Genomic DNA, 17,952 nt, shown 5'->3' with positions numbered 1-17,952 from the left:
CGGAAGGAAGAACAATGGCTAAGCAAAATGCTGGACCAAGGATCGAGCCGGAGGTTGCGGACCACCTCGCCGCAGCCATGGATGCGCAGTCCATGCCAGGGCCGGCCACCATCGCCGTGACTACGGCCATGGCAGGCGAACAGCACTGGCCGGACGGTAACGGCAAGCGCCGGCACCCCAAGGATGAGGGTTCGGACCACGGCCGGATGGGCCACGAAGCCGCTGTCACGGCCGTGCACCGCACCGGCCGGCCGCAGATGCCGCACTCCTCCTAGCGATGCGGACCTCACGATGCGGACCTGACCTCACGACACGCGTCTGACCTCGCGACACGTACATACCTGGCGATCCCCAAAAACGGGGGTCGCCAGGTATTTTCCGTCGCAAGGGACCCTGCGCGTCGCCGCCGCTGCGCTGGGCTGCACCCGGCGCAGCGCCGCGCTACGCCTCCGGCACCACTTCATCAGCGCTCTTGTCCAGCCGCCAGCCCCGCCATACCGGATGCCTAAGCTTCCCGCTGCCCGTCCACTCGCCGAACGTCACTTCGCCGACCAGCCGCGGCGTAACCCAGCGGGCGTCCGAGGCATCCTCGCGGGGCACGTCGTCGAACGGTGACGTCTTCCTGGCGAGGCCGTCCACTTTCTGCCGGAGTTCCTGCAGTTCGCGCGTGCTGAACCCGCTGCCCACCCGGCCCACATATCGAAGTTTGGTACCGTCGGGGATGCCTACCAGCAGCGAACCGACCGAGCTCTGCCGCCCGCCCTTGCCGGGCCGCCAACCACCCACCACCACCTCCTGGGTCTGCTCCAGCTTGATCTTGATCCAGGTCCGGGTCCGCTGCCCGCTGACATAGCGGCTGTCGGTCCGTTTGGCCATAACGCCCTCCAGCCCCAGCTCTTGCGCGCTCGCCAGGATGTGCTCGATCCTCTCGTCAAGGACGGGCGACAGCTCCACCGGGCAGTCCGACGGCCGGTAGAACTCCTCAAGACGCTGCCGCCGCTGTGCGAAAGTCAGCCGGCGAAGGTCCTCGCCGCCTCCGGCCAAAAGGTCAAAAAGCATCAGCCGGACCGGTATGGCGACGCGCGCCTTCGCGACGTCGCCGGGCCTGGTCAGCTTCATGCGTCCCTGGAGCACGCCGAAATCGGGCCTGCCGGAAGGCCCGACGGCGATGATCTCACCGTCTGCGACGAACGGCCCGTCCGGCCAGCAGGCCCGGGCCGTCAGCTCCGGGTAGGTTGCGGTGACATCGTTTCCGTTCCGGCTGAGGATGCGGACCTTCTTGTCATCGGCCACCATCAGCGCCCGGACGCCGTCCCACTTCAGTTCGAACTTCCAGTCGCTGCCTTGCAGGTCGGCGGGAGTTCCGGACGTTGCCATCATGGGGCCGAAATCCTCGGCGCGGAGGGGCCCGGAGGTCTGTGCCGGAGCCGCGCGATCACGCTCCGCTGAATCACCCTGTGCAGGCTCCTCAGTACTAGACCTATCCGCGGCGGCCAAGTCGTCCAGGCCAACCTCATCCCCAGCGCGCCGGGAGTGGCTGGTGTGGTGGTCCTTGTCCATCAGGTGGATGAGCCATTGCCCTTCCGCGTCCTTGCCCTGGCCCCGGCCGGTATGGATCAGTGCGTACTTCTTGGTCCCACCCAGGCCCCCGCCCTCCGAGCCGGTCAGCGTCGCTATGACCTCCCGCCCATTGATCCACTTGTCCAGTTCATACGTGCCGTGATCCCAGATGGTGACCTCGCCGGCGCCGTACTGGCCTTGAGGAATAATGCCTTCGAAGGTGGCGTAGTCCAGCGGGTGGTCCTCGGTCTGCACCGCCAGGTGGTTCTTCCCGCCGGATTCCGGGACACCTTTGGGCAGGGCCCACGACACCAGCACACCCTCGTGTTCCAGCCGGAAATCGAAGTGCAGCCTGCTGGCGTGGTGCTCCTGGATGACAAAGGTGTTCCCGCCGCTGGAGGTGCCGGCGAAGGGCTCGGGCGTCGACTCAGGGTCACGCATCGAACGGTACCGCGCCAGGCGCGGATGCGGGCCGCCGTCGTCGTGGGTAATTTCTTCGAGGTTCCCCGGATGCCCTGCAACGCGCGCGACGGCGGCGAACGGGTCTTTGCCTTCCTGCACTCTGCGCATCACGGCTTTGTAGTCGAGCTGCTGGAGGCTGGGGGAGCTGAGCTCCGGCCAGGTCCGCGGTGCGGCCACCATGGGTTTCGGCCTGCCGCGGAGGGAATAGGGGACGATGGTGGTTTTGGCCGCGCTGTTCTGGCTCCAGTCCACCAGGACCTTGCCTTTGCGCAGGGTCTTCTTCATGTCGCTGACCGCGAGGTCCGGGTGGTCGGCCTCGAGGGCGCGGGCCAGTTCGTGGGCGAAGGCGGAGATCTGGTCCGAGGTCTGGGTTCCATCAAGGCCGGCGTAGAGGTGGATGCCCTTGCTGCCGCTGGTCACGGGGACGGGATCCAGGCCCACGTCCTGCAGGATGGCGCGGGCCAGGAGCGCCACTTCCACGCATTCGGCCAGGCCTGCGCCGTCGCCGGGGTCCAGGTCCAGCACCAGGCGGTCCGGATTCAGCTGGTTGCCGTGCGAGTCCACCTGCCATTGCGGCACATGGATTTCCAGCGAGTTGATCTGGCCAAACCAGGCCAACGTGGCGGGATCGTTGACGAGCGGATAAAAAATGGTCCGCTCTTTGTGGCTGATGGCGGCGCGAGGGAGCCAGCCGGGCGCGGAATCCTCCAGGTTCTTTTGGAAAAACACCTCGCCGGGCTTGTCGGCTGTGCCCACGCCGTTGACCCAGCGCTTTCTCGTGGCGGGGCGGTTTGTTGCTGCGGGGATGAGTACGTGCGCCACAGCGGCGTAGTAAGCCAGGACGTCTGCCTTGGTGGTTGCGGTCTCCGGATAGATGATTTTGTCCAGGTTGGTGAGCGTCAGTTCCCGCCCGGCCACCCTGACGCGTTCCTTAGTGCCGGCCATGGGTCTTCACCTCTGGCCTGCGGTGATGTTCACTTGAGAGATGAGAGCCATCTGGAAAGGTGCCATCGCGTTTGGCCTGGTCAACGTGCCCGTGAAGGTCTACAGTGCCACCGAGGACCACGACATCAGTCTCCACCAGGTTCACAACGCCGATGGCGGCCGGATCCGCTACCAGCGCCGCTGCGAGGTCTGCACCAAGGTCATCGATTATTCGGACATCGAGAAGGCCTTCGAGGACGACGGCCGCACTGTGGTGCTGTCCAAGGATGAGCTCAAATCCATCCCAGCGGAGAGCAGCCATGAGATCGAGGTGGTCCAGTTTGTGCCCTCCGACCAGCTGGAACCCATGATGTTCGAGAAGAGTTATTACCTGGAACCGGATTCCAAGTCGCCCAAGGCCTACGTTCTGCTCCGCCGGGCGCTGGAGGACACGGACCGCGTAGCCATCGTTCAGTTCGCCCTGCGCGAGAAGACCCGGCTGGGGGCGCTGCGCATCAAGGATGATGTGCTGGTGCTGCAGTCCCTGCTCTGGCCCGACGAGGTCCGGGAGGCCAGTTTCCCCGCACTGGAGGACTCCGTCCGGATCTCCGCGCAGGAACGCGAAATGTCCGCAGCCCTCGTCGAGTCCATGGCCGCAGACTTCGAACCCGCGCACTTCACCGACGAATACCAGGTGCAGCTCCGGAAGCTCATCGAAGCCAAGCTCGAGAAGGGCGATTCGTTGGACACCGATGAAACGTTCGGCGCGGAAGCGGGCGAAGGCGGCAAGGGCGAGGTCATCGACCTGATGGAGGCGCTGAAGCGCAGCTTGGACCGGAAGCGCGGCGGTGCTGCCGCGGCTGCCGGGGATTCGGACGACGCCGACTCGGATGCCGAAGCGGACGACGCCGACACTCCAAAAAGTGCCAAGGGTTCGGCTGGGAAGGCTCCCGCCAAAGCTGCAGCCAGGTCCGCCGGGACCAACACTGCAGCCCGTTCCACGACTCCTGCCAAGAGCGCCGCGACCAAAACTGCTGCAGCCAAATCGGCGGCGGCTAATTCGACGGCCGCGAAGTCCACTGCTGCGAAGCCCGCGGCGAAGGCGCCTGCCACCAGGGCGCGCAAGGGGGCGTGAGGCGGTCCGCGGGCGCTCTGCAGTTCCGGTGATGGCCGCCGCCTAGGAGTTCCGCAAGGCGGAGATGAGGTGGCTCTTCTTTTTGGCTGAGTTGCCTGCCATGTCATCCTCCTTCAACAGGGGCCCGGGATTTCGACAGTTTCAATCCCCGGTTGGAGTTTGTCGAAATCCGGGATGCAAAGGCTCCGTCTTCACAGGTCAAGCTTCCACGCTAATTCCGGGGCTGTGTAAAAACAAGGAACCCCTAAGATTGCTTGCTTTCACGATTTGCTGCCGCCAGAATGGGCGCATCACGGCCTCCACTGTGCCAACAGCGCGCTGTCACTCAAAACCTTAAGAGGAGAGGTGCGCCGGACATGAACGACAAAGCGGACGCGGACGGGGCAGACCGGGCACTGAAACAGAAGCACCGGGCCATGTGGGCCTCGGGGGACTACCCGGCCCTGGCCAGCGAACTGGTCCAGGACCTTGGCGCCATCTTGGTGGAGGCCTGCGGAATCAAGCCGAAGCAGCGTGTCCTGGACGTCGCCGCGGGTGCCGGGAACGCGGCCATCCCCGCAGCGATGATGGGCGCCGAGGTGACAGCCAGCGATCTTACCCCCGAGATGTTCGACGCCGGCCGTCGCGAGGCTGCCGACCGAAACGTTGAACTGGAATGGATGGAAGGCGACGCCGAGTCGCTGCCGTTCGAAGACGACCGATTTGACGTGGTGACGTCCTGCCTGGGCGTGATGTTCGCACCCCGCCACCAAGCGGGCGCGGACGAAATCGTGCGCGTCTGCAAACCCGGCGGCACCATCGGCCTGCTGAACTGGACGCCCGAGGGGTTCATGGGAAAGATGTTTGCCGCCATGAAACCGTTCGCACCGCCGCTCCCGCCCGGGGCCCAGCCACCGCCGCTGTGGGGCAGCGAAGACCATGTGCGCGAACTGTTCGGTGACCGGATCACTGAGATCCACACGGAAAAGCGCATGCTGGCCATCCACAGCTTCCACCATCCTGAGGACTTCCTGCGGTACTTCAAGTCCCACTACGGCCCCACCATCTCCGTCTACAAATTCATTGGTGACAATGGGGACAAAGCCAAAGCGCTGGACACGGCGCTCACCGAACTGGCCGGCTCCTGCGGCGACGCGCATGGTGATGCTGCGTGGCAGATGGAATGGGAATATCTGCTGTTTACCGCCAAGGAGGCAAAGTAGTGCCAGGGAACTTTGTGGCAACGTCCGCTACCACCATTGCCGCACCGGCCGGCCGCGTCTGGGACGTCATCACCGATCCGGCTGCCGTAAAGGTATTTATGTTCGGCGCAGACCTGGTCACGGACTGGGCTGTGGGCGGGCCCATCGTCTGGCGCGGCGAGTGGGAAGGCAAACCATACGAGGACAAAGGGAAAATCCTCGAAGTCGAAGCCGGCCGAAAGCTGGTCCACACTCATTTCAGCCCGCTCGGCGGCGAAGAGGACAAGCCGGACAACTATCACACGCTCACGTGGTCCCTGGAGGACCAGGGCGGCGAAACCAAACTCACCCTTGCGCAGGACAACAACGCCACCGAAGAGGCCGCTGAGCACTCCCAGAGGATGTGGGACATGCTCGTGGCGGACGTCAAGAAGATCGCCGAGCGCTGACCTGCCCAACTAACTGGCAGTTAACGTCGTGAAACTACCGAATGACGACGTTAACTGCCAGTTAGTTGGGTGCGGACCGCTTAAAAGCCAGCGGCCGCCGTCGTACCTTCCCTAATGCCGGGGAGAGGCACGGCGGTGGGCGCCGGCGTGAATGTGCTACTCGGCGTCGTGATCCGTTTCCAGGATCTGGACCAAACGCTCGAGGGCGTCGTCCGCGCCGGTGCCTGCGGCGCGAAGCACCACAACGTCGCCGTGGGATGCGCCTAGGCTCATGAGCGACAGGATGCTGGCGGCGTCCATGGCCTCGTCCACCGGCTCACCCTCGCGGGCGATAGTGATGTCCAGGTCGAACTCGCCGGCGGCCTCAGCAAAGATGGCGGCGGGGCGGGCATGGAGGCCTACGCGGCTGGCGACGGTTGCGGTGCGTTCTGACATTGTTGCTCCTTTTTCTAGCGGCACCTGTTGGTTCAGCGCCGTGAATCGGTGGTGGGTCAGGCGGGGTCAGACAGTTGCGGGAACGGTTTCTACGCTGGCAGCGCTCTCAGGCTGGCGGACAGCCCAGCGTTTAAGGGCGATGACTGCCAGCGCAGTAACGACCGTTCCAACGAGGATTGCGAAAACGAACATCAGGAAGTTGTCGATGGCGAAGAAGACGAACAGGCCGCCGTGGGGGGCTTTCGAACCTACACCTGCAGCCATGGAGATGGCACCGGTCACCGCGCCGCCCAGCATGCTGGCCGGGATAACGCGGAGCGGGTCCGCAGCGGCAAATGGGATGGCACCTTCGGAGATGAAGGATGCGCCCAGCAGCCAGGCTGCCTTGCCATTCTCGCGCTCGGCCAGGCTGAATCGCTTCTTGTCGAGGACCGTGGACGCGAGGGCCATGGCCAGCGGCGGAACCATGCCCGAGGCCATGACCGCTGCCATGATCTGCCACGGTGCCTGGTTGTCCAGCGACGCGGCGCCCAGACCGGCTACAGCGAAAGCGTAGGCGACCTTGTTGACCGGACCGCCGAGGTCGAAGCACATCATGAGGCCAAGAATGACGCCGAGGGCAATTGCGCTGGCGCCGGTCAGGCCGGACAGGAAAGCGTTCAGGCCAACCGTGATAGCCACGATGGGCGCCCCCAGGATCAGGAACATCAGGCCTGAGGCCACGATGGAAGCCACCAGCGGGATGATCACTACCGGCATCAGGCCGCGCAGCCAGCGGGCCACTTGAAGCTGGCCGATGACGTGCGCGATGTAACCGGCGAGAAGACCACCGACGATGCCGCCAAGGAAGCCTGCGCCCATAAAGCCCGCCACGGCGCCGGCAACGAAGCCCGGTGCGATGCCCGGTCGGTCCGCGACGGCGTAGGCAATATAACCGGCAAGCGCGGGGACCAGGAAGCCCAGCGACAGCCCGCCGATCTTGAACAGGACCGCTCCAAGGTAGGCGCCGAGGGGGCCCCACGCGTTCTCCGGAAACTCGGTGGGCAGGTTGAAGAGGCTGTTTTGCACCACGATGGTGTCCGCGTACTTGGTGATGAGGTAGCCGCCCATCAGGAAGCCCAGAGCGATCAGCAGACCGCCGCCGGCCACAAACGGAATCATGTAGCTGACTCCGGTGAGCAGTGCGCGCTTCAGTTTCTGGCCGATGTGCTCGCCCTTTTCAGCGGCTTCCTGCTCGGCTCGCTCTTCGGCGCCGAAGTGGGGCACCCGTCGGGCGTGCGGATCCGTGGCGGCTGCGAGTGCTTCCTCCACCATCTTGCCGGGCTCGTCGATGCCGCGCTTGACCGGGGCATTGATGACGGGCTTGCCAGCAAAGCGCTCCTTGCCGCGCACATCTACATCCACCGCGAAAATGACGGCCTCTGCGGCGGCTATGACTGCCGGGTCCAGGGGTTTGGCCCCGGAGGAGCCCTGGGTTTCAACCTGCAGGTCCACACCCATTTCCTGGGCGGCGGCCACCAGCGAATCGGCGGCCATGTAGGTGTGGGCGATGCCGGTGGGGCAGGCCGTGACGGCGACAATGCGCCTTGGACCTGACGGGGCGCCGGCGGAGCCTGCCGAACCCGGGCCGGTGGAAACGGCCCCGGTGGTTGAGCCCGCCGAAACCGAGCCTGTCGAAACCGAGCCCGCCGAAACCGCGTCCGCAGGCACAGCGGCGGCGTGGGAGGCGGGCTTGTCAGCCAGCGCGCCGTCCACGAGCGCCACGATGTCCGCACGGCTGGCCGCCGCACGCAGGGCCGCGGTGAAGTCCTTTTTGATCAGCGACCGGGCCAGCTTGGACAGGAGCTTGAGGTGCTCCTGGTCCGCGCCGTCGGGTGCCGCGATGAAAAAGATCAGGTCCGCGGGGCCGTCCTTGGCGCCGAAGTCAACCTTGGGGTTGAGCCGTGCCATGGCCAGCGTCGGTTCGACGACGGCGGCTGAGCGGCAGTGCGGGATGGCGATGCCGCCGGGGATGCCGGTGGCGGTCTTCTGCTCGCGGGCGAAGGCGTCGGCGAAGAGGCCTTCAACTTCCGATGCGCGGCCGGTGGCAGCTACTACGCTGGCCAGGTGCCGGATCACGGCCTCGGGCGAGGTGCCCAGGTTCTGGTCGAGCTCGACCAGTTCGGTGGTGATGAGCTGAGTCACTGTCAATCCTTTCGAAGGGCCGTGATGGTTACGGCATTCGGGGTGGTTTGGTGGACTGCCGGGACAGTGGAACCCGGCAGTGAGGCGGCGGCGGCACCGTGTGCCACTGCCTGACGGAGGCAATCGGCCGGGGCGGCGCCCTGGCCGTGGGCGAGCAGATAGCCAGCCAGCGATGAATCGCCCGCGCCGACCGTACTGACCGCGGCGACCGGCGGATGCGTGGCCAGCCAAGCGCCGTAGGCCGTTACCAGGACAGCTCCCTTTGATCCGAGAGTTGCCAGCACAGCGCCCACACCGGAACGCACGACGGCGGCGGCGGCCGCTGCGGCAGCCTCCGGATCCGCTTCAAGTTCCGCTGCGGTTGACACCGTAGTGAAGCCGGCTGCTGCAGCCAGTTCCGCCAGTTCCTCGGCGTTGGGTTTAAGGAGGTCCGGTTTCCCGGACAAGCCGTCCTGCGTTGTGCCATCCGGCGAGCTGCCGGAGACGGCCGCTGCGAGGGGCGCGCCGGAAGAGTCGACGGCGATGAGCGGGGCACCTGCAGTATTGCCGCCGTCGGTCATTGAACGCAGGCGGTGAGTCACCGTTGCGTAGAAGTCGGCCGGAAAGCCGGGAGGCAGGGAGCCTGCCAGGACCACCCAGCTGGCACCGCGGGCCCGTTCCAGGAGCAGGCTGATCAGGGCTTCCTGCTCATCCGCGCTGAGCACCGGACCGGGCTCGTTGATCTTGGTGGTCACGCCGCCCGGTTCGGTGAGGGCCACGTTGGTGCGCAGCGGCTCGTTGATCGGGAGCGCGGCGAAGGGGACGCGGTCGTGGTGCAGGCCGGCAAGGACGGGATCACTGTCGCCGCCCGGAAGGACCGCGACGGTCTGCAGGCCCGAGGCAACCAGCGCCCGGGAGACGTTGACGCCCTTACCGCCGGATTGCTGGCTGACGGAGACGGCCCGTTGGACTTCGCCCCGTTCCAGGGGGCCGGGGAGGGCCACCGTGCGGTCCAGGCTGGGGTTGGCCGTAAACGTGACGATCATGCGATCACCACGTCAACGCCGGCATCGGCCAGGGCGGCTGTGAGTTCCGGGCTGGGCTCGCTGTCTGTAATCAATGTGTCCAGATCTTTCAGGGAGGCGAACTGGACCAGGGTTTCCGCGTCCAGCTTGGAGGAGTCGGCCAGCACCACGATCCGGCGCGCCGAGTGGACGAAGGCTGCCTTGACTGCGGCTTCTTCAGGATCGGGAGTACTGAGGCCAAAACTTGCGTGGATGCCGTTGGTGCCGATGAACGCGATGTCCGGGCGCATCCGCTGCGCCGACTCCACGGTTGCCTGCCCCACTGCGGCCTGGGTGAGGCCGCGCACCCGGCCGCCGAGGATCTGGAGGGCAATCCCCGGCGCGCTGGCCAGCTTGGCGGCGATGGGGACGGCGTGGGTGATGACCACGAGTTCCGGCGACGTCCCTGAGTTGGGGTGCGACGCAGGGGAGTGCGCGGCAGTTGCGTTCGGCGCACCGGAGGGCACTGCATCAGGGCTCGCGGCTCCGAAGGGCGCGACGGCGGCGAAGGGCGCGACGGCGGCGCGCCGGGAAAGCAGGTCGGCGAGGGCTTCGGTGGTGGAACCAGCGTCGAGCAGGATGCTTCCAGACTTCGACTGGGGGATCAGGGCCAGGGCGGCCTGCGCGATGCGCAGCTTCTGGTCCGGCCGCTGGATGGTCCGCTCGTTGATGCTTTCCTCGGTTGTGCTGAAGCGGTCGGCGGCCACTGCGCCCCCGTGGACGCGGCGGACGGTGCCGGCGGTTTCGAGGGTGGCGAGATCGCGGCGGACGGTTTCGGTGGTGATGCGGAAGCGCTCGGCCAGCACGGTCACGCTGACCCGGCCGCTGCTGGCAACAAGCTCGGCAATCTTCTGCTGGCGCTCTTCGGCGAACACGTACCCTCCGTTGCGTAAAGTGCTGAAACCCGTGGACTGTGATGTGCCAGTAGGTACGGCGTCCGGAAATACAGCGTTCGCAAGTACAGTGACTGGCATCACATGATGTTGAATTACTTGACTTTATCTTTATCCATGTTGGTTTGTCAACGAAAAGCCACAAAAACACAGATGCCTCCCCGGAGTTTTTGTCCACTTATTGCCATTTGAACGACCCGGAAGACGCGATAAGTGGACAAAAACTCCCGGACTGGGGACGGGGTGGCGGGGGTGGGTGCCGTCCGGGACTGAAAAGCCGGACCGGACCGTGGTGGTCCGGCCCGGCTTTTGCGGGTTCCCTACTGCGGCGCTGTCGAGACTTAGATTCCGCCGTCGCGGCTTTCGTTGCGGGTGATGCGCTCGCCGGTATTCGGATCAACTACCGAGCGGGTTTCGCTGACGCGGCGGCTGCGGCCCGGCGAGGCCAGTATGAGGGAAGCGATCAGTCCGATGACACCAACGGCCATCAGAATGTAGCCGATCAGAACCTGATCTACATAGGGGATCAATCCCGGGGCGACGGCCCATGCCAGGATGGCGCCGAGTGCAATAAGGAAGATGGAGGAACCGATTCTCATGACTTGCTCCTTGTGGTTCGAGAACGTGTAGTGCCGAACTGATAAGCATGCTGTCCTGTTACGCTACAGCCCGGCGGGGCGCGATTCAATCATGGGGTGGGCCGCGCCTTGGCAGTGTCTTGCCTGTTCAACGGCACGCACTGGCTAGGCTGGTTCGATGGAGACAGTTGTTTGGTCCAAGCCCGAAGCGGAGCGGGGCGGTACGCCGCTGCTGGTCCTGATGCACGGCTATGGTACGGATGAGTCCCGGATGGTGCGGCTGTTTGACTACCTGCCTGCCGAGTTCACCTGCGCAGCATTGCGGGCCCCTATGGTGATCGGCGATCACTACGGCTGGTTCCTGCTCGACTATTTCCTGGCCAACGATTTCGCCGATGTCATCAGCGCCACCAACGCCGTCCATACGTGGATCGGTTCCGTAAAAGGCCAGCACAGCAGCGTGAGCCTGATGGGCTACTCGCAGGGCATGGCCATGGCCAGCACACTCGTGCGCCTGCACCCCGCGGAGTACGAGGCAACGGTGGGGCTGTCCGGGTTCGTGCTGGACAACGAACTCCTGGCGCTCACCGATTCCTTCGAGTCCCCGCCGCCGTTCTTCTGGGGGCGGGACAAGGCAGACCTGGTGATCAACGATGACGCCACGGCGTACACCGGGCAGTGGCTGAACGGGAATACCCAGCTGACCGCCCGGACATATCCAGGTATGGGCCACGCGATGAGCAAGACCGAGATGGTGGACGTCAGCGCGTTCCTGCGCCACTACGTCCTCGGCTGAGCGGCTGAGCGGCTGAACGATCGTGCACGCCATCGGCTGACGCGTCTGGCAGCGGCGTTAGTCTCCCGCCGCCGTCGCGGGTTCCGCGGGGCGGGAGGGATCCAGGGGGTAGGGCAGTTCGTCCCGGGGCATCCGGGCGGCGATCATGGCGGTCACCGCCAGGACGGGGCAGACACCGCCGGCGAACAGGAAGATGGCCGAGATGGGGAGGCCCTCTGCGGCAGGTCCGGCCAGCGCCATCGACAACGGCACCAGTGCGACGGACACAACGAAGTCCAGGCTGGAGAACCGGCCCAGCAGGTGGGCGGGCCGTTGGCGGCCAGCAGGTACTCGGGTGGAAGGATCCGCGGCAGGATCGCGGAGTAAGCAGGAAAGAAGTACGCCGCGCCCGCGCCCAGGACAAAGCTGGCCCCGGCCAGACGCCACAACTGCAGCCAACCCGCCACAGCGAGCCCGCCGGCCGGGAGGAAGGCCACCAGGCCGATGCTGCCTGCAGTAGCTAACACGGACAGTTCCAGCGGGCCGCCGCCCAGGTGGATCACCTGCTGGTTCGCGGGAACAGGAAGGGGTGCATAGTGTTAAGCCCCCTTACTGTTAAGGCAGGGCCGGAGCCAGAACTGCCGGCGGACATACGTACTACTGAAGCAAAGGTGACCATGGCCAAGCGCAGCAATCCCGCAGTACGAATCGCTCAGGAAACCGCCCACAACGCGGTGTTCGACGCCGAGGGCAAGCCCAAACCGGGCGTCCACAACATGCTCCTGAAGGCGGTCGAAATCCAGCGGCCGCTGGTCCTCGCCTATGTCCGGCGGCTGCAACGCAAACATCCCCGGGCCAGCGCGGCCAGGCTCGCGGAAATTCTGGAGCGGGACTACCTGCGGGCTGTGACCGGCGGCGGCGCGCTGGTGGGGGCAACTGCCGTTGTGCCCGGCGTCGGAACCGTTGCCTCGCTGGGGCTTTCCGCAGCGGCCACCGTAGGCTTCCTGGAGGCCACGGCGCTCTACGCGACCTCCCTGGCGGAACTCCACGGAATCCGCCTGACCAACCCGGAAAAGGCCAGCACCATGGTCATGGCCATCATGCTGGGCGAAGAGGGGACTGCCCTCCTCGGAACGCTGAGCGGCCAGGCTATGGGCAAAGGTGCCAGCGCCACGCAGGCATGGGGAAACGCGCTGTCCAAGTCCATGCCCACGGGTTTTGGCGCCATCCGGAGCAAAATCCAGAAAGCCTTTCTCAAGAACCTGCTCAAGCGCCAAGGCACTGCGTTCTTTGGCCGGGCCCTGCCTTTCGGCATCGGCGCCGTGGTGGGCGGCGCGGGCAACCTCATAATGGGCCGGGCCGTGGTAGCGAATGCCAAGGAGGCTTTCGGCTCGATGCCGGATACGATTCCTGGGGAGCTCAAAGCCGCCGCAACGGGCCCGGACAACAACACCCTGGAGGGCAAAAACCTTGGATCTTAACGCTGACCTCGGCGAATCGTTCGGCTCGTGGAACATGGGCGATGACGCCGCGATGTTCCCGCTTGTGACCAGCGCCAATGTGGCCTGCGGCTTTCACGCGGGGGATCCCATCACCATGCTGGACAGCTGCCGTGCCGCGTTCGAGCTTGATGTGACCGTGGGCGCCCACGTGGGGTACCGGGATTTGGCCGGCTTTGGCCGCCGGTCCTTGGACATGTCCTTCGACGAGCTTTTCGGCGACGTCCTCTACCAGCTCGGAGCGCTCGACGGCGTGGCGCACGCTGTGGGTGCCTCGGTGGACTACGTCAAGCCGCACGGCGCCCTCTACAACCGCCTGGTACACGACGCCGAGCAGGCTTCCGCGGTGGTTGCCGCCATCCAGGCCTACGACCCGGGCCTGCCGATTCTTGGCCTGCCGGACTCGCAGCTGCTGATCCAAGCCAAGGAAGCAGGGCACCCCGTGTTTGTGGAGGCCTTTGTGGACCGCGCCTACCAAGCCGACGGCACCCTGGTGCCGCGCTCGCAGGACGGCTCGGTTCTTCACGACGTCGATTCGATCGTGGAGCGCGCCGTGCGCCTGGCGACGAAGGGCGAGGTGGTGGCCGTGGACGGAACCCTGGTTCAGGTCCGGCCGGATTCTCTGTGCATTCACGGCGACACCCCCGGAGCCGTGGAGATGGCAGCGGCCGTGCGGGCTGGGCTCGAAGCAGCCGGCGTGGAGCTGGAGTCCTTCGCCTAGTCCAGCCCGCGTTTGTTAAAAGGGGCCGGGTCAGCCGAAGACCAGATGCGCGGCGCTGAAAATGGCGAGCCCCGCCAGGGAGCCCACCACCGTGCCGTTGATCCGGATGAACTGCAGGTCCTTACCCACCTGGAGCTCAATCTTCTGCGAGGTTTCGTCGGCATCCCAGCGCGCCACGGTGTCGGTGATGACGCCGGCGATGTCCGACCGGTACGTCCGCACGAGGTAGCCGGCGGCGTCGCCGATCCAGGCGTTGACCTTGCCGGCCAGTTCGTCGTCGTTGACCAGGCGTGAACCGAAGTCCCGGACCGCAGCCTTAAACCTCACGGCGAGCTCGCTGTCGGGATCGTCCACGGCGCTGAGCAGGGCGCCCTTGACGGTTCCCCACGTGCGGGACGCCAGCTCGCGGACTTCCGGATCACCCAGGACCTGTGTTTTGATGTCGTCCGCCCGGGCAATCATCGCGGGGTCGTGCTGGAGGTCCTGCGCCAAATCGTTGAGGTACTTGTCGATCGACTGCCGCACCTGGTGGTTCGGCTCGGACTGCACGGCGCGCGCGAACTTGAGGATCTCGACGTAGACCTTGTCGCCCACCAGCCCGTCCACGAACTGTGGGACCCACGTGGGGGAGCGGTCGGAAACCAGCCGGCTGACGGTCTCGTGGTTGTTGTCGACCCAGTCCGCGGCCCGGTCCACGAGGAGGTCCACCAGATTGTGGTGGTGCCCGTCGGCAAAAATCCGTTCCGCCATCCTGCCCACCGGCGGCCCCCACGGCGGAGCCAGCAGGTGCTTGCGGACCATTCCCTCGATAACTGCCTGGACGTCGTCGTCGTTTAACACCGTGAACGCGCCGCGGATGACGGCGGCACCTTCCTTGGCCACCCGTTCGGCGCCGCCGTGACCGGACAGCCACGCACCGGCCTTCCGCGCCACGTCAACCGACGCGAGCTTCTCCTGGACCACCTGCTCGGACAGGAAATTGGTCTCCACAAACTCGCCCAGCGACGCCCCGATCTGGTCCTTCCGGCGCGGGATGATGGCCGTGTGCGGGATCTTGATGCCCATGGGGTATTTGAACAGGGCAGTGACGGCGAACCAGTCGGCCAGCGCGCCCACCATGCCGCCCTCCGCCGCAGCGCGGACGTATTGCAGCCACGGATACTCTTTTTGCAGTGCGAAGGCGAAGACAAAAATGATGGCCATGGCAATGAGGAGTGCCAGCGCCACCAGCTTCATTTTCCGGAGCGCTGCCGCCTTTTCTGCGTCCCCCGCGCTGAGTTGATGACCGACGACGGCGGCACCCGTCTTCCCGTCCGGCGGCACCTGGCCGGGGGGCTGGGGCGGAGACTGCCGGGTAATTGGCTCAGAGTTCACCTGCATGTGCCCAGCCTAGTCCCGCGCCCTCAGGCCTGGTCCGCTAACGTGTCCTCATGACATTCGACGAGTCTGTGCCGGACCGGCCACTGGTATTCGCCCACCGCGGTGCCAGCGCTGCATTTGCTGAACACACCCGCGCCGCGTACCTCCAGGCCATTGCCGACGGCGCCGACGGAGTGGAGTGCGATGTCCACCTCACCCGGGACCAGCACGCCGTGCTGCTCCACGACGCCAATCTGGACCGGACCTCGGACGGTACCGGGCCGGTGGCTGACCGGACGCTGGCTGAGTTGCGGCTGCTGGACTTTTCGTCCTGGAAAGGTGCCCGGATCCCGGAGAAGTATGGGGCAAAATCGGAGCAATTCCTGACCCTGCCGGAACTCCTGAACATCCTACGGGGCGCCGGCCGGCCCATGGAACTCGCAATTGAACTCAAGCATCCCAGCCCGTACCAGCTGAGACTCGAAGACCGGGTGCTGGAGGTACTCCGGGGCGAAGGCTGGGACGCCGCGACCTCAAGGCTGGATAACGTCCGCGTCTCGTTCATGAGCTTCAGCCCGGACTCGGTGAAGCACCTACTCCGGACCGTCCACGCAGAGCACATTTGCCAGCTCGTGGACGACATCGACGTCGATGAAATCCGGGACGAACTGAGCCTTGGGCACTTGGCGGGCGGTGCCGTCGCCAACGTCATGAAGGCGGCCCAGCTGGAAGGCGAACGGATCCTCGATGACTGCGAGGTGGGGCTCGCGGGACCAGGGATCATGTACGTCCGCGAACATGCGCGGACCGTTCAGCGCTGGCTGGAATCCGGCCGCCGGTTCCGCGTCTGGACCGTCGACACCGAACGCGACGTGGCCCTTTGCCAGGGTTTGGGCGTCCACGAAATCACCACCAACAAACCAGCCAGGGTGCTGGCGCAGCTCCAGTCGAGCAGCCAACAGGCACAGCTGCCGTCCTGACTTCGCGCCGCGTTTTTAGTTGCGTGCTCCGGCTGTGATTGAGTGGATCCATGCCTTTTCGATGGTCCGGGCGGGCCATACACAATATCTCCACAGCAACCATGAGCGCGCTGCTGCTGACCAGCGCCATGAAGCACTTCCGTGAGCCACGGTTCTTCGCCCAGGTGGTCCCTGACTATCTCTGCCGCGACGCGCCGGAAACCAGCATTGGGGCGCCAGGGGCCGGTGGGGATAGCACCGGCGAGGCGAACATAACGCACGACGGCGGCGGGCGGCCGCTGGCGGTCATGACCCGGGAGGAATGGATTGCGGTGAGTGGACTCCTGGAGGCGGGTGCCGCCGTCGGACTCCTGGTCCCCGCCGCCCGCCGGGCGGCGGCCACCGCCGTGACTGCCATGTTCACTGTGTTCCTGGCCGGCCATGTGGATGCGCTGCGCCGCGCGTATGGGCCCGCGGGCTCGTCCGCTCAGCGCAAGGCGCATACCGCCAGGTTCCCCCTTCAGCTCCCGCTCATCCTGTGGGCCTGGAGCCTGCGGGCCCCCGATGCCCGGCGGCGGCCGTGAAGCGGCTCGCGTCGCCAGCGGTCCGGGTGGGGATTTCCATCAGCATCGCGACCGGGCTGTACGGGATTTCGTTTGGCGCCCTGTCCGTCACTTCAGGCCTTGATTTCTGGCAGACCATGGCGCTCAGTCTCCTGTTGTTCAGCGGTGGTTCCCAGTTCGCGTTTATCGGTGTGGTGGCGGGCGGCGGCTCCGGCATCGCGGCCATGGGCGCGGCCACGCTTCTGGGTATGCGCAACGGCATCTACGGGATGCAGTTGAACGCGCTCCTGCATCCGAGCGGATGGCGGCGCTATGTTGCCGCGCAGGTCACCATTGATGAGTCAACGGCCACCAGTACAGGGCAGACCGACCCTGCTGAGCAACGGCGCGGTTTCTGGACCGCCGGCATTGGCATCTACGTACTCTGGAACCTCTTCACGGCGTTAGGTGCCCTGGCGGGGAGCGGGCTGGGCGATCCGAAGCAGTGGGGCTTGGACGGCGCGGCGGTGGCGGCGTTCCTGGCCCTGCTGTGGCCGCGGCTCAAGGGCAGGGAGCCCGCGGCGATTGCCGTGGTGTGTGCGCTCGCCACGGTGCTGGCCGTGCCGTTTGTGCCAGCGGGGGTGCCCATCCTGATCGCCGCGGTGGTGGCCGCCCTGATCGGCTGGTTCGGCCACGGGCGCAGTGATGAGGGGCTGGAACCGGATGTTGATCCCTACGACGAACACCACGGCCGCGGCGGAATCCGGGAGGCCGGTACATGAATCTCTGGTTCTGGCTGCTGCTGGCGTGTGTGCTGGCCTACGCGTGGAAGCTGGTGGGCTATCTGGTCCCGGCGAAGCTCCTCAAAGACCCCCGAATGTCGCGAGTGGCGGGGACTATGACCATCGGGCTGCTGGCGTCCCTGACGATCGTCAACGCGGTGGCGTCAGCCCAGACGCTGGCTGCGGACGCACGGCTGGGAGCGCTTGCCGCGGCCGCCGTCGCGCTGGCTTTCAGGGCTCCGTTCCTGGTAGTGGTCATCGGCGGTGCAGGCACCGCGGCCGTGCTGCGGTTAATCGGGTGGAACTGACGGCGGACCCCGTAGCGACTCATGTCACGATGCTCGCGAAGGTGTTGTGCGTGCTTCAGTTATTTGTGCTCGTGTGGCTGATGTTTTTAGGGCCCGTGTTTTCGCGGCGGCGAGGGCGATCAGCTGGGTCTGGATGGTGGTGCTGCCTCGGGTGAGGTCGGCC

General features: G+C 65.7%; 19 protein-coding genes and 1 pseudogene. 11 read left to right on the top strand and 9 right to left on the bottom strand.

From position 1 onward, the window contains the following. The first annotated feature begins 14 nt into the window (after nt 1-14). On the top strand, nt 15-275 hold the full coding sequence (locus ABIB45_RS10575; protein WP_354215817.1) for a hypothetical protein: 261 nt from the start codon (nt 15-17) through the stop codon (nt 273-275). 166 nt (nt 276-441) lie between these two features. Here the strand turns inward: ABIB45_RS10575 and ABIB45_RS10570 are convergent, their stop codons facing one another. Next, nucleotides 442-2,967: an ATP-dependent DNA ligase gene (locus ABIB45_RS10570; RefSeq protein ID WP_354215816.1), complete on the bottom strand. Its 2,526-nt coding sequence runs from the start codon at nt 2,965-2,967 to the stop codon at nt 442-444. Nucleotides 2,968-3,007: 40 nt separating this feature from the next. Between ABIB45_RS10570 and ku the strand changes: the two genes are divergently transcribed. The 3 genes from ku to ABIB45_RS10555 all read left to right on the top strand — a co-directional run bounded on the left by ku (nt 3,008) and on the right by ABIB45_RS10555 (nt 5,711). Continuing rightward, nucleotides 3,008-4,081 carry a non-homologous end joining protein Ku gene (gene ku, locus ABIB45_RS10565; RefSeq protein ID WP_354215815.1) on the top strand — a complete coding sequence of 358 codons (1,074 nt, stop codon included), beginning with the start codon at nt 3,008-3,010 and terminating at the stop codon, nt 4,079-4,081. Between the two features lie 356 nt (nt 4,082-4,437). Further along, nucleotides 4,438-5,283, top strand: coding sequence for a class I SAM-dependent methyltransferase (locus tag ABIB45_RS10560; protein WP_354215814.1), 846 nt, complete (start codon nt 4,438-4,440; stop codon nt 5,281-5,283). Then, nucleotides 5,283-5,711 (top strand): SRPBCC domain-containing protein, encoded by a 429-nt coding sequence (locus ABIB45_RS10555; RefSeq protein WP_354215813.1) that lies wholly within the window; start codon nt 5,283-5,285, stop codon nt 5,709-5,711. Before ABIB45_RS10560 ends, ABIB45_RS10555 begins: the two co-directional genes overlap by 1 nt. Nucleotides 5,712-5,867: 156 nt before the next feature. Here ABIB45_RS10555 and ABIB45_RS10550 read toward each other — a convergent pair whose 3' ends face one another. The 5 genes from ABIB45_RS10550 to ABIB45_RS10530 form a co-directional block, all read right to left on the bottom strand. Next, complete coding sequence (locus tag ABIB45_RS10550; RefSeq protein WP_354215812.1) at nt 5,868-6,146, bottom strand: HPr family phosphocarrier protein; 279 nt, start codon at nt 6,144-6,146, stop codon at nt 5,868-5,870. Between the two features lie 66 nt (nt 6,147-6,212). Continuing rightward, nucleotides 6,213-8,330, bottom strand: coding sequence for a PTS fructose transporter subunit IIABC (locus ABIB45_RS10545; protein ID WP_354215811.1), 2,118 nt, complete (start codon nt 8,328-8,330; stop codon nt 6,213-6,215). 2 nt (nt 8,331-8,332) lie between these two features. Then, on the bottom strand, nt 8,333-9,355 hold the full coding sequence (locus tag ABIB45_RS10540) for a 1-phosphofructokinase family hexose kinase (RefSeq protein ID WP_354215810.1): 1,023 nt from the start codon (nt 9,353-9,355) through the stop codon (nt 8,333-8,335). Beyond that, nucleotides 9,352-10,248 (bottom strand): DeoR/GlpR family DNA-binding transcription regulator, encoded by an 897-nt coding sequence (locus ABIB45_RS10535; RefSeq protein WP_354215809.1) that lies wholly within the window; start codon nt 10,246-10,248, stop codon nt 9,352-9,354. The genes ABIB45_RS10540 and ABIB45_RS10535 overlap by 4 nt, the downstream gene beginning before the upstream one ends. Nucleotides 10,249-10,607: 359 nt before the next feature. Beyond that, nucleotides 10,608-10,865: a DUF6458 family protein gene (locus tag ABIB45_RS10530; RefSeq protein WP_354215808.1), complete on the bottom strand. Its 258-nt coding sequence runs from the start codon at nt 10,863-10,865 to the stop codon at nt 10,608-10,610. 157 nt (nt 10,866-11,022) lie between these two features. Here ABIB45_RS10530 and ABIB45_RS10525 point away from each other — a divergent pair, with 157 nt between their 5' ends. Continuing rightward, nucleotides 11,023-11,640, top strand: a complete 618-nt coding sequence (locus ABIB45_RS10525; RefSeq protein ID WP_354215807.1) for an alpha/beta hydrolase — start codon at nt 11,023-11,025, stop codon at nt 11,638-11,640. 57 nt (nt 11,641-11,697) lie between these two features. Here the strand turns inward: ABIB45_RS10525 and ABIB45_RS22580 are convergent, their stop codons facing one another. Together ABIB45_RS22580 and ABIB45_RS22575 are read right to left on the bottom strand one after the other, a co-directional pair. Further along, a complete protein-coding gene (locus tag ABIB45_RS22580; RefSeq protein ID WP_502909139.1) occupies nt 11,698-11,907 on the bottom strand; it encodes a hypothetical protein in 210 nt (69 codons plus the stop codon). Between the two features lie 41 nt (nt 11,908-11,948). Continuing rightward, nucleotides 11,949-12,185: pseudogene (locus ABIB45_RS22575) on the bottom strand (MFS transporter); the annotation flags it as partial. Nucleotides 12,186-12,296: 111 nt separating this feature from the next. Here ABIB45_RS22575 and ABIB45_RS10515 point away from each other — a divergent pair. Next, on the top strand, nt 12,297-13,100 hold the full coding sequence (locus ABIB45_RS10515; RefSeq protein ID WP_354215806.1) for a hypothetical protein: 804 nt from the start codon (nt 12,297-12,299) through the stop codon (nt 13,098-13,100). Then, nucleotides 13,090-13,839 carry a LamB/YcsF family protein gene (locus ABIB45_RS10510; RefSeq protein WP_354215805.1) on the top strand — a complete coding sequence of 250 codons (750 nt, stop codon included), beginning with the start codon at nt 13,090-13,092 and terminating at the stop codon, nt 13,837-13,839. The genes ABIB45_RS10515 and ABIB45_RS10510 overlap by 11 nt, the downstream gene beginning before the upstream one ends. A 30-nt stretch (nt 13,840-13,869) precedes the next feature. On the opposite strand, the gene ABIB45_RS10505 is transcribed toward ABIB45_RS10510, so the two are convergent. After that, the gene (locus ABIB45_RS10505) at nt 13,870-15,219 is read right to left on the bottom strand and encodes a DUF445 domain-containing protein (protein ID WP_354215804.1); all 1,350 of its coding nucleotides are present in this window, start codon (nt 15,217-15,219) and stop codon (nt 13,870-13,872) included. Between the two features lie 50 nt (nt 15,220-15,269). Between ABIB45_RS10505 and ABIB45_RS10500 the strand changes: the two genes are divergently transcribed. Genes ABIB45_RS10500 through ABIB45_RS10485 form a run of 4 tightly spaced genes read left to right on the top strand, consistent with a single transcriptional unit; the run spans nt 15,270 to nt 17,789 of the window. Beyond that, nucleotides 15,270-16,178 carry a glycerophosphodiester phosphodiesterase gene (locus tag ABIB45_RS10500; RefSeq protein ID WP_354215803.1) on the top strand — a complete coding sequence of 303 codons (909 nt, stop codon included), beginning with the start codon at nt 15,270-15,272 and terminating at the stop codon, nt 16,176-16,178. Between the two features lie 50 nt (nt 16,179-16,228). Beyond that, entirely contained in the window at nt 16,229-16,741 is a 513-nt protein-coding gene (locus tag ABIB45_RS10495; RefSeq protein WP_354215802.1) for a DoxX-related protein, read from the top strand. Further along, nucleotides 16,738-17,481, top strand: a complete 744-nt coding sequence (locus ABIB45_RS10490) for an AzlC family ABC transporter permease (RefSeq protein WP_354215801.1) — start codon at nt 16,738-16,740, stop codon at nt 17,479-17,481. Before ABIB45_RS10495 ends, ABIB45_RS10490 begins: the two co-directional genes overlap by 4 nt. Further along, complete coding sequence (locus tag ABIB45_RS10485; RefSeq protein ID WP_354215800.1) at nt 17,478-17,789, top strand: AzlD domain-containing protein; 312 nt, start codon at nt 17,478-17,480, stop codon at nt 17,787-17,789. Before ABIB45_RS10490 ends, ABIB45_RS10485 begins: the two co-directional genes overlap by 4 nt. The last annotated feature ends 163 nt before the right edge of the window (nt 17,790-17,952 follow it).

Source organism: Arthrobacter sp. UYCo732 (genome assembly GCF_040547265.1).
Taxonomy (GTDB): Bacteria; Actinomycetota; Actinomycetes; order Actinomycetales; family Micrococcaceae; genus Arthrobacter.
The sequence above is the reverse complement of the archived record's forward strand: the minus strand, read 5'-3'. Positions and strand labels throughout refer to the sequence as shown.

What these genes read in the sequence shown, in the direction of transcription:
- ABIB45_RS10575 (WP_354215817.1), top strand. Translation starts at nt 15, where the DNA reads ATGGCTAAGCAAAATGCTGGACCAAGGATCGAGCCGGAGGTTGCGGAC.
- ABIB45_RS10570 (WP_354215816.1), bottom strand. Translation starts at nt 2,967, where the DNA reads ATGGCCGGCACTAAGGAACGCGTCAGGGTGGCCGGGCGGGAACTGACG.
- ku (WP_354215815.1), top strand. Translation starts at nt 3,008, where the DNA reads ATGAGAGCCATCTGGAAAGGTGCCATCGCGTTTGGCCTGGTCAACGTG.
- ABIB45_RS10560 (WP_354215814.1), top strand. Translation starts at nt 4,438, where the DNA reads ATGAACGACAAAGCGGACGCGGACGGGGCAGACCGGGCACTGAAACAG.
- ABIB45_RS10550 (WP_354215812.1), bottom strand. Translation starts at nt 6,146, where the DNA reads ATGTCAGAACGCACCGCAACCGTCGCCAGCCGCGTAGGCCTCCATGCC.
- ABIB45_RS10540 (WP_354215810.1), bottom strand. Translation starts at nt 9,355, where the DNA reads ATGATCGTCACGTTTACGGCCAACCCCAGCCTGGACCGCACGGTGGCC.
- ABIB45_RS10530 (WP_354215808.1), bottom strand. Translation starts at nt 10,865, where the DNA reads ATGAGAATCGGTTCCTCCATCTTCCTTATTGCACTCGGCGCCATCCTG.
- ABIB45_RS10525 (WP_354215807.1), top strand. Translation starts at nt 11,023, where the DNA reads ATGGAGACAGTTGTTTGGTCCAAGCCCGAAGCGGAGCGGGGCGGTACG.
- ABIB45_RS10515 (WP_354215806.1), top strand. Translation starts at nt 12,297, where the DNA reads ATGGCCAAGCGCAGCAATCCCGCAGTACGAATCGCTCAGGAAACCGCC.
- ABIB45_RS10505 (WP_354215804.1), bottom strand. Translation starts at nt 15,219, where the DNA reads ATGCAGGTGAACTCTGAGCCAATTACCCGGCAGTCTCCGCCCCAGCCC.
- ABIB45_RS10500 (WP_354215803.1), top strand. Translation starts at nt 15,270, where the DNA reads ATGACATTCGACGAGTCTGTGCCGGACCGGCCACTGGTATTCGCCCAC.
- ABIB45_RS10495 (WP_354215802.1), top strand. Translation starts at nt 16,229, where the DNA reads ATGCCTTTTCGATGGTCCGGGCGGGCCATACACAATATCTCCACAGCA.
- ABIB45_RS10485 (WP_354215800.1), top strand. Translation starts at nt 17,478, where the DNA reads ATGAATCTCTGGTTCTGGCTGCTGCTGGCGTGTGTGCTGGCCTACGCG.